The sequence below is a fragment of the Bacillus sp. 005/A4HT-01/001 genome (assembly GCF_004634445.1).
GTDB classification, from domain to species: Bacteria; Bacillota; Bacilli; order Bacillales; family Bacillaceae; genus Bacillus; species Bacillus altitudinis.
Genome location: NZ_SEIZ01000003.1, coordinates 538,160 through 551,064, shown reverse-complemented (window position 1 = coordinate 551,064; position 12,905 = coordinate 538,160). Strand labels below are relative to the sequence as shown.

The following is a 12,905-nucleotide window of genomic DNA, read 5'->3' as shown; positions in this document are numbered from 1 at the left end:
ATCCCCCTTAAGAGGTGTTCTCTCTTTATCCATTTCACAAATTTATATTTATGTTAATTGCACCTATCTAACAGGCAATCGTTAAAAATTCTTTATGATGAACATCATTATAAACACGAAAAACAAAGTGTAAACTTAAATCCTCACTATTATTAAATATTCCGATGTCTTTTGTCAAACGATATTTTTATGGGAGTTCAGTATATTGAACACCACTCAAGGAGAATTCCTCTAAAATATCCTTCGTTGAATGAACAAGCTTGGCACCTTGCTGAATCAGTCTAGCTGGACCTATAGAATTAGAATCAAAGATTGATCCTGCAACAGCAAACACTTCTTTTCCTTGCTCTAATGCCTGGTAGGCTGTAATAAGCGAACCGCTCTTTTCTTTGCACTGGACCACGATGGTTCCTCTTGTCAGGGCACTAATTAATCGGTTTCTCATTGGAAAATGCCATTTTTCTGGTTTGATATAAGGCGGGTGCTCTGACAACAGTAAATGATGTTCTCCCATATATTGAGCCATTTGCACATGTTCTTTTGGATATACATGTTGAAAGCCGCCAGCTACAACACCAATCGTTTTTCCTTTTTTTCTTATGCACTCTTTGTGTGCAAGTCCATCAATTCCTTTTGCTAAACCGCTCACAATCATCCAATCTTCCTCTACAAGTTCTCCAACAATTTTCTTCACGCACGCTTCTCCATAAGAGGATGGCACTCGTGTACCTACTACACCTAAACTTTTTTCTTCATTTAAATAGGTAACGTTTCCTTTTAGGAATAATACTGGGGGAGGATCATAAATGTGTTTTAGTGAGCTGGGATATAAAGGTGATGTGATGGGAATCATGTGAATATTTTGCTTTAAATAGGCTTGAACGATGTGTTGAAAAATGGGGAATTCATTTTCTTCAGCTTGTTGTAAGCGGGTAAAGTCGATCTTTTGTAATGATCGATCCTGTTTGAAATGATGTGTTTCTTCATTTATATATAGCTCAGGATCGACTTTCCACCATTTTGTTAACAAAGAGGGTGAGATGAGGCCTTTTAAGCGGTGAAAAATCATTCTTTCGGACACGTTGTACATACCATTCCTCCAGTTTAAGATAGAAAGAAGAAGACTTGTCAAAGAACAAGTCTTCTTGTGTCATTAATGCGTTTTACAAGCTTCGAAGAGATTCTTCTCTTTTAACACTTTAATTAAGGTTTCTCCCATGACAGATGGTGTCTCTGCCACTTCAATTCCACATTCACGCATTGTTTTTACTTTTTCATCAGCAGTTCCTTTACCACCAGAAATAATGGCACCAGCATGTCCCATACGTTTTCCTGGAGGCGCTGTTTTACCGCCAATAAAGCCGACAACCGGCTTGGTCATATTTGCTTTTATCCATTCAGCTGCTTCTTCTTCAGCAGTACCACCGATTTCACCAATCATGATCACAGCATGCGTTTCAGGATCTTCATTGAAGGCTTTTAATACATCAATAAAGTTCGTGCCATTGACAGGGTCTCCGCCAATTCCTACAGCTGTTGATTGACCAACACCAGCCTCTGAAAGCTGATGTACCGCTTCATATGTAAGCGTTCCAGAACGAGACACAACACCAACATGACCTTTTTTATGAATGTAGCCAGGCATGATGCCAATTTTACATTCTTCAGGTGTAATCACACCAGGACAGTTCGGTCCAACAAGTCTTGTCTTCTTACCTTCCATATAGCGTTTCACTTTAACCATATCCAGAACTGGAATGTGTTCTGTGATACAAATCACTAGATCCACTTCTGCATCAACAGCCTCTAAAATGGCGTCTGCTGCAAATGGTGCTGGTACATAGATAACAGAAGCATTTGCTCCAGTTGTCTGTACTGCTTCAGATACAGTATTAAATACAGGAACTCCCTCTACTTCAGTTCCACCTTTTCCAGGTGTGACACCGCCAACGATATTTGTTCCATACTCAATCATTTGTTTTGTATGGAATAATGCGGTTGAACCGGTAATCCCCTGAACAATTACTCTCGTATTTTTATTAATAAATACACTCATTTAGGTTCCCTGCCTTTCTGCTCTACTTGACTAAAGATACAATCTTTTCTGCCCCGTCAGCCATAGACTCAGCAGAAGTGATATTTAAGCCTGAATCACTCAGGATTTTCTTCCCTAATTCAACGTTTGTTCCTTCAAGACGTACAACGAGTGGTAATGTTAAGCCGACTTGTTTCGTCGCTTCAACAACACCTTCTGCAATGACATCACATTTCATGATGCCGCCAAAAATGTTCACGAAAATCCCTTTGACATTTTGATCAGATAAGATGATTTTAAATGCTTCCGTTACTTTTTCAGCAGTTGCACCGCCGCCAACATCAAGGAAGTTTGCAGGGTCCCCGCCGTAATGCTTGATGATATCCATTGTAGACATCGCAAGGCCTGCTCCATTCACCATGCAGCCAATATTCCCATCTAGAGAAATGTAGCTTAGGTCATATTTAGATGCTTCAATCTCTTTTGGATCTTCTTCATCAAGGTCACGGTATTCTAATATATCTTTTTGTCTATATAAGGCATTGCTATCAAAGTTTAATTTTGCATCAAGTGCCATGACTTTTCCATCACCTGTTACAACAAGAGGATTTATCTCGGCAATTGAACAATCCTTTTCAATAAACGCATTGTAAAGACTTGTCATAAACTTAACAGCTTGACCAACTAATTTTGTTGGAATATTAATTTTAAACGCAACTTCTCTCGCCTGATAGGCTTGGAGACCAATCGCTGGGTCGATGACCACTTTCACGATTTTTTCTGGCGTTTTTTCTGCTACTTCTTCAATTTCAGTACCGCCTTCTTCAGAAGCCATCAAAACAATTCTTGATGTCGCTCTATCCAAAACGAGTCCTACATAGTACTCTTTTTGAATATCGCAGCCTTCTTCAATAAGTAAGCGTTTTATTTCACGCCCTTCAGGCCCTGTTTGATGTGTGACAAGTGTCTTGCCGAGCAATTCCTCTGCAAACCCTTTCACTTCATCTTTTGTTTTTGCAATTTTTACCCCACCTGCTTTACCACGGCCGCCTGCATGAATCTGTGCTTTTACGACATATACAGAGCTTCCAAGCTCTTCTGATGCTTTCACTGCTTCATCAGGTGTAAATGCTACTTTACCATTTGGAACTGAAACCCCATATTTTCTTAGGATTTCTTTTCCTTGGTACTCATGGATATTCATTTCCCATCCTCCCAACATATGTAGAAACAAAAATTATAAAATAGACTGCGCTTTCATTTTAAAGAATAAAAAAGAGAATGTCTAGGGTTCTATGTAAAATCGTAAAATCCTTCTAAACATTCAAACTTTTATTTTATTAAAAATATAAATTTTTCAGTCAAAACACTTATTTTTTCATTTTTTGATCCAATCGATAGATAAATGAAAATATTTCTGCTACAGTATCGTATAACGCTTCTGGGATTTCCTCATCGAGCGTTAAGTGGCGCATCAGTTCTACTAAATTACGGTCTTCTTGGATAGGAACTCCAGCTTTTTGAGCTTCTTCAATAATATGATCTGCCACATAGCCGCTGCCTGTTGCAACGACTTTTGGCGCCTTTTGTTTTTCTTCATCATAGTGTAGAGCGACCGCTCTTCTAAGCGGTTTTGAATCTTTCATACTCGTAAGTCCAGCCCTTTCTCGCTGATTTTATGAAAGTGTTCATCTAGAAAGTCAGACGGATCAATTGGCTCTTCTCTCTTTTTCGCTGTAATCCCCGTTAAACTATACCCTAGGGCATTTAAATTCTCTCGAACAGCTGGAATCATTGGATTAATGGTCCCTTGAAGTTCGTGAGCCGTCTCGACTGTAATTGACATCACTTTTTGCTGAATCGTACAGTCTATTAACGTTTCTTCTAAGTTTTCCATGTTTAAATAAAACATTAAACGGCACTGAGAAATATCGATAGAGCCATCTTTTTTCTTATGCCCTTTTAGAATAAAGGTTAAATCTTGAACACTATGTTTTGAGAAAAGCGGGTAAGAAACCATCATTTGACTAACTGTTTGGTTTTCCTGATGCACTAGTAACTGCCCATTTAATCTATGGAATAATTGATCCACTTCTTTTTTTACGGGCTCGGGAACATCAGCTTGCCTTGCATCATTTAAAACCATCTTTAATTGGTGAAGCTCTTGGCTTTTGACATCTTGGCTGCCCTTTTCCAGTAATTTCAGCACCCCAATTTCATCTCGTACACCTATCGCTTTTTTCATCGTCATCAGTAAATCGAGTACATCGGTTTTATTGCTTAATGCTGGTTCAGTCTGCTGAATGACCTTTGCCAATGCGTTCGCCTCTGTTTTTGAAAGAAACGGAAATTCCCTTTGAAGCACGGCTGCCTTTGCGTCAGCCTGTGGCCCTGCCTGCTGGACTGCTTGAACCAGTGATGTGAGTTGTTTTACATCAAGCTGCTGCTGTCCGTCTGTACCTTGCTTTGTGATGCTCGTCAGAATGCGTTCTATTTGCTGAAGCGGGAGCTGTTTTGGACTTAATAATTGCTGCACGCTGTTCTGATTCACTGTATCCGCCTGTCGCCCTTGTATAGCGGCGGGCTGGCTCTGCTTTGTTTGCTGAGCCGGATTGACATGAGGCTGCACCAGCTGCAAGCTTTCTCCTTGCTTCGTTTGACCTTCTTTTGCTCCTAGAAGCACCGATAAGAGCTTTTCTGCATGAACAGTTGTCTCAGCATTTACAACCGTACGAACGGCCTGTGTAAGAGCCTGTGTGGCTTCTGATTGCTTCGGAAGCTGTGTTAATCGATCTAGCAGTGCTGTCACATCCTGATGAAGTGCAGAGGGGGATTTCATCGCTAATATTGATTGGAGCACTCCTTGCTGAATCGGCAAATCTTTCTTTAAAGCAAAAAGAAGTGCTTGCAGACCTTTTTTGATATCCGCGCCTTGAAGTTGTTCAATCCATTTTACTGCCGTTTTTAACTCTGCTTCGTTGATGACCGGTTTTTCTTTTAAAAAGGCTGTAGCTGTTAACATTTGTTCAAGTCCATTTTTAAGCGACAGACCTTCTAGTAGTTTAGCTGCGGCATCCTTTAATGTTTTAGGATCTTGGTCAAATTGCTGAACAGGTCTTAATTTACTCAGGCTGCCTCCACCTTCTTGTTCTAATTGGAACCAATAGAATGAATCGGCTTTAAGCTGAGCCGCTAGCTGCGCTTTTATTTTAGTAGCGCCTATTTGAACAAGCGCTGTATCATCTCCAAGCATTTTTAGTACTTTACCAAGAATGAGCCGGTGAATATTTTCCTTTCCTTCCGTGTTAAGCGGAACAGATTCTGCCGTATTCAGCCGACTATTCAGTGCAGTATGTATATCTTCAACTCTTGTCATCACAGGCAGCCTCCTTGTGTCAATATATTTATGAAATAACAGATTTCACTGGTGCAAATGATAACCGGTGGATAGGTGTGGCGCCATGTGTTTGAATGGCAGCTAGGTGCTCTTTCGTTCCATACCCTTTATGTTTTTCAAATTGATACTCAGGGTACTGGCGTCCATACTCTTCCATCATTAGGTCCCTTGTCACTTTGGCAATACATGCACCAGCTGCGATGGATGCGCTTTTAGCATCTCCTTTGATGATATTCTCCTGTTGAGTAGGAAGCGGTAGCGTCATCGCATCTATGAGTAGATAATCAGGTGTGTGAGTGAGCTGCTTTACAGCCCTCACCATCGCCAGTCTTGATGCTTCGTATATATTAATTTCGTCAATCGTTGCCGCATCAACAATGCCGATGCCGATGTCGAGTGCTTCCTTTTGAATGAGCTCATAATAGGTCATTCTTTTTTTCTCAGATAGCTGTTTTGAATCATTTAAACCGAGTAGGACGGTATCTTCTTTTAATATCACAGCTGCCGCAACAACTGGGCCAGCCAGTGGTCCTCTTCCTGCTTCATCTATGCCTGCAATATAAGTGTATCCTTGCGCTTTTGCTTTGGTTTCAAATTGCAGCATTTGCTTCCATGCTGCATGCAGTTCTTGCTGCTTTTCTCTGTCTTTGTTCCATTTGTCCATCAACTTTTGGACACTTTTTCTTGTATCGTCTTTCAATAGTTCACGAATGTATGACTCGTCGTCAGCATGTTGTTCTATTAATTCTTTTATTTGTTTGACCGTGTACATTGGCTTTTCCGTAGCCTCCTTCTTTATATCGGCAGTTTTTCGCAAAAAATAAAGACCCGCATGAGCTGCGTGTCTTTTAGCTTTCAGGCTTCTCAAAAGTGAGGGGACCAAATTTTTCCGTTCGAATATCCCGAATAATGATTTCGGTCGTTTTGTCGTAATTAATGAATCCTCCACTCATCAGACAGCCGCGTTTTGTGCCAATGGCATCAAACAGCTCAACTGTATCTTCAGGTATTTCTGCTAGATCATAGCGTTTTTTTAATCGCTCTGGATAGTGCTCTTCTAAAAAGCGCAGCGCATACACTGCGACATCCTGCAAGTTGATGATTGAGTCTTTAATCGCTCCGGTGACGGCCAGCCTAAGACCTACTTGTTCATCTTCAAATTTCGGCCAGAGAATTCCAGGGGTATCGAGCAGTTCAAGTTCTTTTCCTACCTTCACCCATTGCTGTGACGTCGTAATACCAGGTCGATCTCCTGTTTTCGCAATATTTTTCTTTGCCAACCGATTAATCAGCGTTGATTTGCCGACATTGGGAATTCCGATAATCAAAGCTCGAATGGCACGCGGCTTAACACCTTTTGCTTTCATTCGATCGAACTTTTCTTTTAAGATTTCTTTTGATGTCGTAATGATTTGATTTAACCCTTGTCCATCGACAGAATTAATGGCAAGCGACCGTACACCTTGCGCTTCAAAGTGTGCCTGCCACTCTTTTGTCATACGAGGATCTGCTTTATCTGCTTTGTTCAAAAGCATAATTTTCGGTTTGTTTTGGAGGATTTCTTCAATCATTGGGTTTCTAGAGGACATCGGAATCCTTGCATCGGTTAATTCAAATACGATGTCGATGAGCTTTAATTTTTCTGTGACTTCCCGTCTTGCTTTTGCCATATGGCCTGGAAACCATTGAATTGTCATATGTGCACCTTCTCTCTTCTAACGGTTGTCTCTATACATTGTACAAAAAAAGAGCCTGTTACAGGTAACAAGCTCTTTCCTTTGATATCATTATCGTCTGATTTCTTTGATACGAGCCGCTTTACCGCGAAGTTCACGTAGGTAGTAAAGTTTCGCACGACGTACCTTACCGTGACGTACAACTTCGATCTTAGCGATTTTTGGTGTGTGTACAGGGAATGTACGCTCAACGCCTACACCGTAAGAGATCTTACGAACTGTGAAAGTTTCGCTGATTCCACCACCACGACGCTTAATTACAACACCTTCAAAGATCTGGATACGCTCACGAGTACCCTCGACAACTTTCACGTGTACACGTAAAGTGTCACCAGGACGGAACGCAGGAAGATCAGTGCGTAATTGTTCTTTTGTGATTTCTTCAATCAATTGTTGCATCGTTTTCAACTCCTTCCAACAGATGCTCATGTCCTCTTTCTTCATTGCAGCGGAACATCGTTTTCAAACTTGAATCGGCAAGCCGTCCAAGTCACAAGTAGTATCATACCACACCTGTATACCTTGTGCAATACAATCTAGTCATTATGAAGCTGCCAAAGCCATCTTTTTTCTTCATCCGTTAATGTTTTGCAAGAATCGATCAAATCTGGCCGTCTTGTATAGGTTCGCTTCAACGATTCTTTACGCCGCCACTCTTCAATTTTGGCATGATTTCCAGAGAGAAGCACATCTGGTACTTTCAATCCTTTATAATCAGCTGGTCTTGTATAGTGCGGATGCTCAAGCAGACCTGTACTAAATGAATCTTCGATATGAGACGCTTCTTTTCCAAGCACATGAGGCAAAAGCCTGACCACACTGTCTGCAATCATCATCGCCGGCAGCTCTCCGCCTGTGAGAACGAAATCTCCGATTGAGATTTCATCTGTGACAAGATGCTCCCTGATGCGCTCATCGTAGCCTTCATAGTGGCCGCAAATGAACATAAGATGCTCTTCTTTTGCAAGCTCTTCTGCTTTCTTTTGTGTATATCTTTCTCCTTGAGGACAGACAAGAATAATGCGGGGCTTCTTGTTTGCTTTTTTCGTTAAATCTTCTACCGCATCAAATACAGGCTGTGCTTTCAGAACCATGCCAGCACCGCCGCCATACGGATAGTCATCCACTGTTTTATGTTTATGATCGGAATACTCCCTAAAATTCACGACATCAAATGAGACCGCATCTTTTTCCTGAGCTTTTTTTAAGATCGATGAGTGAAGCACTCCTTCGAACATTTCAGGAAACAGTGTTAAAAAGTCAATTTTCATTCGTCAATGAGTCCTTCCATCACTTCAATGTGTACTTTCTTGGATGAAATATCAACTGTTTTGACGACAGATGGAATATAAGGGATGAGGGCATCTTTTTTGCCTTTTCTTCCAACCACCCATACATCATTTGCCCCTGGCGTTAAAATTTCTTTGATTTGACCAATCAGTTTGTCCTCTTCATCATATACTTCACAGCCGATGATTTCGTGGAAATAAAATTCCCCTTCATCTAATGAACCAAGATGTTCTTTTTCTACTTTTAAAATCGACTCTTTTAATTGCTCAGCTTCATTTAACGAGCCGACTTCTTCAAATGTCAGTAAATCAAATTGTTTGTGCTGTCTATGTGATGCGACAGTCACTTTTAGCGGTTCTTTTTGATTTTGTTTGAAAATATAAAGGACGCTGCCTTTTTTGTAGCGTTCTTCTGGGAAATCAGTCTTTGACACAACACGTACTTCTCCGCGCACTCCATGTGTATTGACGATCTTTCCGACATTCAACCATTCTATCTCCATGTTCTCAATCACCCCTGACGTATTTCCACAATGGTGCCGTCTTTCACGACGATGACATTGTCTTGCATTTTGTCATCCCATTTATCACCTATTTTCACTTCAACCAGCGCATCCACTTCTGTTTCTTTCATTTCACTGCCAAGAGGCAAGATATGCAGCTGCTCGACTTGAAAATCAATTTGCCTCATTTTCTCTTGTCTTTTTTCAATGGCTTTTTGAAATTGAGGGATGGCTTCTTGCTGATGTGGTTCTTTTTCATGCTTTTTTAGTTGAAAATATAGTTGATTGCACTCACGTTCTAGTCTTTCTTTTTTCTCCAAAAAAGTCGTTAACAGTTTGTCCTTACTGCTTTCAGTTAATACTTGCATGACGGTGACATGTTGAATGATCTGCATCTTCCTTTTTGTCCCCCTATCCGAAGGCATTTGTCCTCTACAGTATAACGAAAAATAGATTTAAACGTGTAAAAAAAGGGGAGGTCCTAAGCCCTCTCCCTTTTTAGTCAGCAATCTCAAGTTGAACTTTCTTAGAAGACTCTGCACTTGCTGCAAACATGACTGTTCGTATCGCTTTAGCTGTACGTCCCTGCTTACCGATCACTTTTCCGGTATCTTCAGCATTGACAGACAGTGTGTAAATGACCTGCTCATCTTTTTCTAATGAAGATACGTGAATATCTTCAGGGAAATCAACAAGTGGCTCGACGATGGACACAATCAATTCTTCCAAGGACAGCTCATTCATTATTTGCTGTTTTTCGCATTATGAAATTTTTCAAGAATTCCTTGGCTTGAGAAAAGGTTACGAACTGTATCAGATGGTTTCGCACCATTTTGAAGCCATTTAAGCGCTAATTCTTCGTTGATTTTCACCTCAGCTGGTGATACCACTGGGTTGTAAGTTCCAACTGTTTCGATGAAACGACCGTCACGTGGTGAACGAGAATCTGCTACAACAATACGATAGAAAGGAGATTTTTTTGCTCCCATACGTTTTAAACGAATTTTTACTGCCATTTTACTAGCACCTCCGAAAATATTTCAACAAGATAGTATATTAACAATGATAAAAGGGTTTGTAAAGTGTTTTTTCTTAACAACGGTTTTATCATGTATAACCAATTACATAAATGGTAATTTAAAGCCGCCTTTTTTCTTTCCTTTGGACATATTGGTCATTTGCTTCATCATCTTTTTCATTTCGTCAAATTGTTTTAAAAGGCGATTGACTTCCTGTACAGATGTTCCGCTTCCTTTTGCAATCCGTTTTCTGCGGCTTGCATTGATGACCTCTGGCTGTTCTTTTTCTTCGGTCGTCATTGATTTAATGATCGCTTCGATGTGATTGAGCTGCTTTTCGTCTACTTGGACGTTTTTGAGCCCTTTCATTTTACCGGCTCCCGGCATCATTTGGATCAGTTCATCAAGTGGACCCATGTTGCGAACCTGCCCAAGCTGCTCGAGGAAATCATCGAGCGTGAAGCTCATTGTCCGCATTTTTTGTTCAAGCTCTTTCGCTTTATCTTGGTCAACGTTTGCTTGTGCTTTTTCAATAAGCGTGAGCACATCTCCCATGCCAAGAATTCTCGATGCCATACGCTCTGGATGGAATGGTTCAATTGCATCAAGCTTTTCACCTAGTGCGGCGAATTTAATCGGCGTATTTGTGACTGCACGAATTGAAAGTGCTGCCCCGCCTCGCGTATCACCGTCTAGTTTTGTCAGAACGACACCTGTTAAACCAAGCTGTTCATTAAAGCTTTTTGCGACATTGACAGCATCTTGACCAGTCATCGAGTCAACAACGAGGAAAATCTCTTCTGGATTTGCGACTTCTTTTACTTTCTGAAGTTCATCCATTAAGTCTTCATCAATATGAAGACGTCCTGCTGTATCTAAAATGACATAATCATGATGTTCTTCTTTCGCTTTTTCAATTGCCTGTTTGGCAATTTCGACAGGACTAACTTGATCACCTAATGAGAATACGGGCATATCAAGCTGTTTCCCAAGCGTTTGAAGCTGCTGGATCGCTGCTGGTCTGTAAATATCAGCGGCCACCATCATCGGCTTGCGATTATGTTTTTTGCGAAGTAAGTTGGCAAGCTTTCCAGTTGTGGTCGTTTTACCTGCCCCTTGAAGACCAACCATCATAATGACAGTTGGAGATTTTTTCGCTACAGCGATTTTACTCTCTTCCCCGCCCATTAATTCAGTGAGTTCTTCTTTTACAACTTTAATGACCTGTTGTCCTGGGGTAAGACTTTGCATGACCTCTTGTCCAACTGCCCGCTCGCTTACTTTTTTCACAAAGTCTTTGACTACTTTAAAATTGACGTCAGCTTCAAGAAGGGCAAGGCGTACCTCGCGCATCATTTCTTTTACATCTTGCTCTGACACTTTTCCTTTGCCGCGGATTTTTGAAATCGTCTGCTGCAGTCGGTCGGCTAATCCTTCAAATGCCATACTGTGCCGCCTCCTAATCTAATTTCTCAAGCGATTCAATTAAAGCTTCTGCTTCTTCCTTTTGCGCGGAATCTGCTACAAGCTCTCTCATTTTTGTGAGAAGTTCTTTACGCTCTTTAAATTTCTTAAACAAGAGCAGCTTTTCTTCATATTGTTCAAGCATCGCTTCAGTCCGTTTAATATTATCATAAACAGCCTGTCTTGATACTTCATATTCATCCGCAATTTCACCGAGGGAAAAATCGTCTAGGTAGTAAAGCGACATGTAGCTCTTTTGTTTTGCGGTCAACAACGATTGATAGAAATCAAACAAGTAGTTCATTCTCGTTGTCTTTTCAAGCGTCATGGGCTCTCTCCCCTTTGTTAAGTTCATTCCCTTTACAACAACTAAGTTTACACGGTTCTGATCTATGTGTCAAGTTTTTATCTTGTCACTTCCTGCGGCGATATATAAATAAAAATGCCGGCAATTTTGCCGGCATCTTGATTAGTCTTCTTGATCAATGATGTCTGAGAATAATCCGTACACATACGATTCAGCATCGAACTCTTGCAGATCGTCTACTTTTTCACCTAGTCCGACAAGTTTTACAGGGATGTTGAGCTCATTGCGAATGGCAAGAACAATCCCGCCTTTTGCAGTACCGTCAAGCTTTGTTAAAGCAATACCTGTCACGTTTGTTGCTTTAGAAAATTCCTTCGCTTGCGCCATCGCATTTTGACCCGTTGTCGCATCAAGGGCAAGCAGTACTTCGTGCGGTGCATCGGGCACTTCGCGTTCAATGACTCTCTTGACCTTCTCTAGCTCTTTCATCAAGTTGACTTTGTTTTGCAGTCTGCCTGCTGTATCACAGATCAAGACATCTGCTTTTTTGGCTTTAGCTGATTGAACGGCATCATAGATGACCGCTGCCGGGTCAGAGCCTGCTGTTTGTTTAACGACAGGAACACCAGAGCGCTCGCCCCATACTTCAAGCTGCTCAATCGCCCCCGCACGGAACGTATCACCTGCTGCTAAAATGACGGATTTCCCTTCATTTTTTAGCTTGTTTGCCAGCTTACCAATGGTTGTGGTTTTACCGACACCGTTCACGCCTACAAATAAAATAATATTTAAACGTCCGTCTTCAATGTTCAGTTCAGAGATTTGTTCCTCACCGCTATTGTAAATCTCTACGAGTTTTTCAGAGATGACTGCTTGTACTTCACTTGGGTCTTGAATGTTTCTTAATTTCACTTCTTTTTTCAGCTCATCAATCAGTTCCATCACAGTCGTGAAACCAACATCCGCACCGATTAACACTTCTTCTAGTTCTTCAAAAAAGTCTTCATCCACTTTACGATAGCGAGAAATGAGTTCATTTACTTTTCCCTGAAACGAATTTCTCGTTTTTTCAAGTCCATCTTTAAACTTTTCTGATACTGAATCGGTTTGCTGCGTAAATTTTTCTTTTAATTTCTTAAAAAAGCTCATGGGTTC

At 40.9% G+C, this 12,905-nt stretch carries 16 protein-coding genes; all 16 read right to left on the bottom strand.

The window, feature by feature from the left end:
• Positions 1 to 187: 187 nt before the first annotated feature.
• Positions 188 to 1,090 carry a DNA-processing protein DprA gene (gene dprA / locus ES896_RS12505; RefSeq protein WP_041090524.1) on the bottom strand — a complete coding sequence of 301 codons (903 nt, stop codon included), beginning with the start codon at positions 1,088 to 1,090 and terminating at the stop codon, positions 188 to 190.
• A 63-nt stretch (positions 1,091 to 1,153) separates the two neighbouring features.
• Positions 1,154 to 2,056 (bottom strand): succinate--CoA ligase subunit alpha, encoded by a 903-nt coding sequence (sucD, locus tag ES896_RS12500; RefSeq protein WP_017367239.1) that lies wholly within the window; start codon positions 2,054 to 2,056, stop codon positions 1,154 to 1,156.
• A gap of 22 nt (positions 2,057 to 2,078) precedes the next feature.
• Positions 2,079 to 3,239 carry an ADP-forming succinate--CoA ligase subunit beta gene (sucC, locus tag ES896_RS12495; protein ID WP_008344824.1) on the bottom strand — a complete coding sequence of 387 codons (1,161 nt, stop codon included), beginning with the start codon at positions 3,237 to 3,239 and terminating at the stop codon, positions 2,079 to 2,081.
• 166 nt (positions 3,240 to 3,405) lie between these two features.
• A complete protein-coding gene (locus ES896_RS12490; protein WP_008344827.1) occupies positions 3,406 to 3,681 on the bottom strand; it encodes a FlhB-like flagellar biosynthesis protein in 276 nt (91 codons plus the stop codon).
• Positions 3,678 to 5,411: a glycosyltransferase gene (locus ES896_RS12485; protein WP_135226847.1), complete on the bottom strand. Its 1,734-nt coding sequence runs from the start codon at positions 5,409 to 5,411 to the stop codon at positions 3,678 to 3,680. Before ES896_RS12485 ends, ES896_RS12490 begins: the two co-directional genes overlap by 4 nt.
• A gap of 28 nt (positions 5,412 to 5,439) precedes the next feature.
• Positions 5,440 to 6,204 carry a ribonuclease HII gene (locus tag ES896_RS12480; protein WP_076821715.1) on the bottom strand — a complete coding sequence of 255 codons (765 nt, stop codon included), beginning with the start codon at positions 6,202 to 6,204 and terminating at the stop codon, positions 5,440 to 5,442.
• 76 nt (positions 6,205 to 6,280) lie between these two features.
• The gene (gene ylqF / locus ES896_RS12475; protein ID WP_007499632.1) at positions 6,281 to 7,129 is read right to left on the bottom strand and encodes a ribosome biogenesis GTPase YlqF; all 849 of its coding nucleotides are present in this window, start codon (positions 7,127 to 7,129) and stop codon (positions 6,281 to 6,283) included.
• 90 nt (positions 7,130 to 7,219) lie between these two features.
• Positions 7,220 to 7,567 carry a 50S ribosomal protein L19 gene (rplS, locus tag ES896_RS12470; RefSeq protein ID WP_008344834.1) on the bottom strand — a complete coding sequence of 116 codons (348 nt, stop codon included), beginning with the start codon at positions 7,565 to 7,567 and terminating at the stop codon, positions 7,220 to 7,222.
• A gap of 137 nt (positions 7,568 to 7,704) precedes the next feature.
• Complete coding sequence (trmD, locus tag ES896_RS12465) at positions 7,705 to 8,439, bottom strand: tRNA (guanosine(37)-N1)-methyltransferase TrmD (protein WP_007499635.1); 735 nt, start codon at positions 8,437 to 8,439, stop codon at positions 7,705 to 7,707.
• Entirely contained in the window at positions 8,436 to 8,960 is a 525-nt protein-coding gene (rimM, locus tag ES896_RS12460; protein ID WP_076821719.1) for a ribosome maturation factor RimM, read from the bottom strand. The genes trmD and rimM overlap by 4 nt, the downstream gene beginning before the upstream one ends.
• Before the next feature lie 8 nt (positions 8,961 to 8,968).
• Positions 8,969 to 9,355 carry a YlqD family protein gene (locus tag ES896_RS12455; RefSeq protein WP_046526650.1) on the bottom strand — a complete coding sequence of 129 codons (387 nt, stop codon included), beginning with the start codon at positions 9,353 to 9,355 and terminating at the stop codon, positions 8,969 to 8,971.
• Between the two features lie 103 nt (positions 9,356 to 9,458).
• Entirely contained in the window at positions 9,459 to 9,704 is a 246-nt protein-coding gene (locus ES896_RS12450) for a KH domain-containing protein (RefSeq protein WP_012009937.1), read from the bottom strand.
• The gene (gene rpsP / locus ES896_RS12445) at positions 9,704 to 9,976 is read right to left on the bottom strand and encodes a 30S ribosomal protein S16 (RefSeq protein ID WP_008344841.1); all 273 of its coding nucleotides are present in this window, start codon (positions 9,974 to 9,976) and stop codon (positions 9,704 to 9,706) included. Before rpsP ends, ES896_RS12450 begins: the two co-directional genes overlap by 1 nt.
• 105 nt (positions 9,977 to 10,081) lie before the next feature.
• A complete protein-coding gene (gene ffh, locus ES896_RS12440; RefSeq protein WP_008344842.1) occupies positions 10,082 to 11,425 on the bottom strand; it encodes a signal recognition particle protein in 1,344 nt (447 codons plus the stop codon).
• A gap of 13 nt (positions 11,426 to 11,438) precedes the next feature.
• Positions 11,439 to 11,771: a putative DNA-binding protein gene (locus ES896_RS12435; protein ID WP_008344844.1), complete on the bottom strand. Its 333-nt coding sequence runs from the start codon at positions 11,769 to 11,771 to the stop codon at positions 11,439 to 11,441.
• A 141-nt stretch (positions 11,772 to 11,912) separates the two neighbouring features.
• On the bottom strand, positions 11,913 to 12,899 hold the full coding sequence (gene ftsY / locus ES896_RS12430; protein WP_007499644.1) for a signal recognition particle-docking protein FtsY: 987 nt from the start codon (positions 12,897 to 12,899) through the stop codon (positions 11,913 to 11,915).
• Positions 12,900 to 12,905: the final 6 nt, after the last annotated feature.

Excerpts from the sequence above, each read along its gene's own strand:
- dprA (WP_041090524.1), bottom strand. The coding sequence starts at position 1,090 with ATGTACAACGTGTCCGAAAGAATGATTTTTCACCGCTTAAAAGGCCTC.
- sucD (WP_017367239.1), bottom strand. The coding sequence starts at position 2,056 with ATGAGTGTATTTATTAATAAAAATACGAGAGTAATTGTTCAGGGGATT.
- sucC (WP_008344824.1), bottom strand. The coding sequence starts at position 3,239 with ATGAATATCCATGAGTACCAAGGAAAAGAAATCCTAAGAAAATATGGG.
- ES896_RS12490 (WP_008344827.1), bottom strand. The coding sequence starts at position 3,681 with ATGAAAGATTCAAAACCGCTTAGAAGAGCGGTCGCTCTACACTATGAT.
- ES896_RS12485 (WP_135226847.1), bottom strand. The coding sequence starts at position 5,411 with ATGACAAGAGTTGAAGATATACATACTGCACTGAATAGTCGGCTGAAT.
- ES896_RS12480 (WP_076821715.1), bottom strand. The coding sequence starts at position 6,204 with ATGTACACGGTCAAACAAATAAAAGAATTAATAGAACAACATGCTGAC.
- ylqF (WP_007499632.1), bottom strand. The coding sequence starts at position 7,129 with ATGACAATTCAATGGTTTCCAGGCCATATGGCAAAAGCAAGACGGGAA.
- rplS (WP_008344834.1), bottom strand. The coding sequence starts at position 7,567 with ATGCAACAATTGATTGAAGAAATCACAAAAGAACAATTACGCACTGAT.
- trmD (WP_007499635.1), bottom strand. The coding sequence starts at position 8,439 with ATGAAAATTGACTTTTTAACACTGTTTCCTGAAATGTTCGAAGGAGTG.
- rimM (WP_076821719.1), bottom strand. The coding sequence starts at position 8,960 with ATGGAGATAGAATGGTTGAATGTCGGAAAGATCGTCAATACACATGGA.
- ES896_RS12455 (WP_046526650.1), bottom strand. The coding sequence starts at position 9,355 with ATGCAGATCATTCAACATGTCACCGTCATGCAAGTATTAACTGAAAGC.
- ES896_RS12450 (WP_012009937.1), bottom strand. The coding sequence starts at position 9,704 with ATGAATGAGCTGTCCTTGGAAGAATTGATTGTGTCCATCGTCGAGCCA.
- rpsP (WP_008344841.1), bottom strand. The coding sequence starts at position 9,976 with ATGGCAGTAAAAATTCGTTTAAAACGTATGGGAGCAAAAAAATCTCCT.
- ffh (WP_008344842.1), bottom strand. The coding sequence starts at position 11,425 with ATGGCATTTGAAGGATTAGCCGACCGACTGCAGCAGACGATTTCAAAA.
- ES896_RS12435 (WP_008344844.1), bottom strand. The coding sequence starts at position 11,771 with ATGACGCTTGAAAAGACAACGAGAATGAACTACTTGTTTGATTTCTAT.
- ftsY (WP_007499644.1), bottom strand. The coding sequence starts at position 12,899 with ATGAGCTTTTTTAAGAAATTAAAAGAAAAATTTACGCAGCAAACCGAT.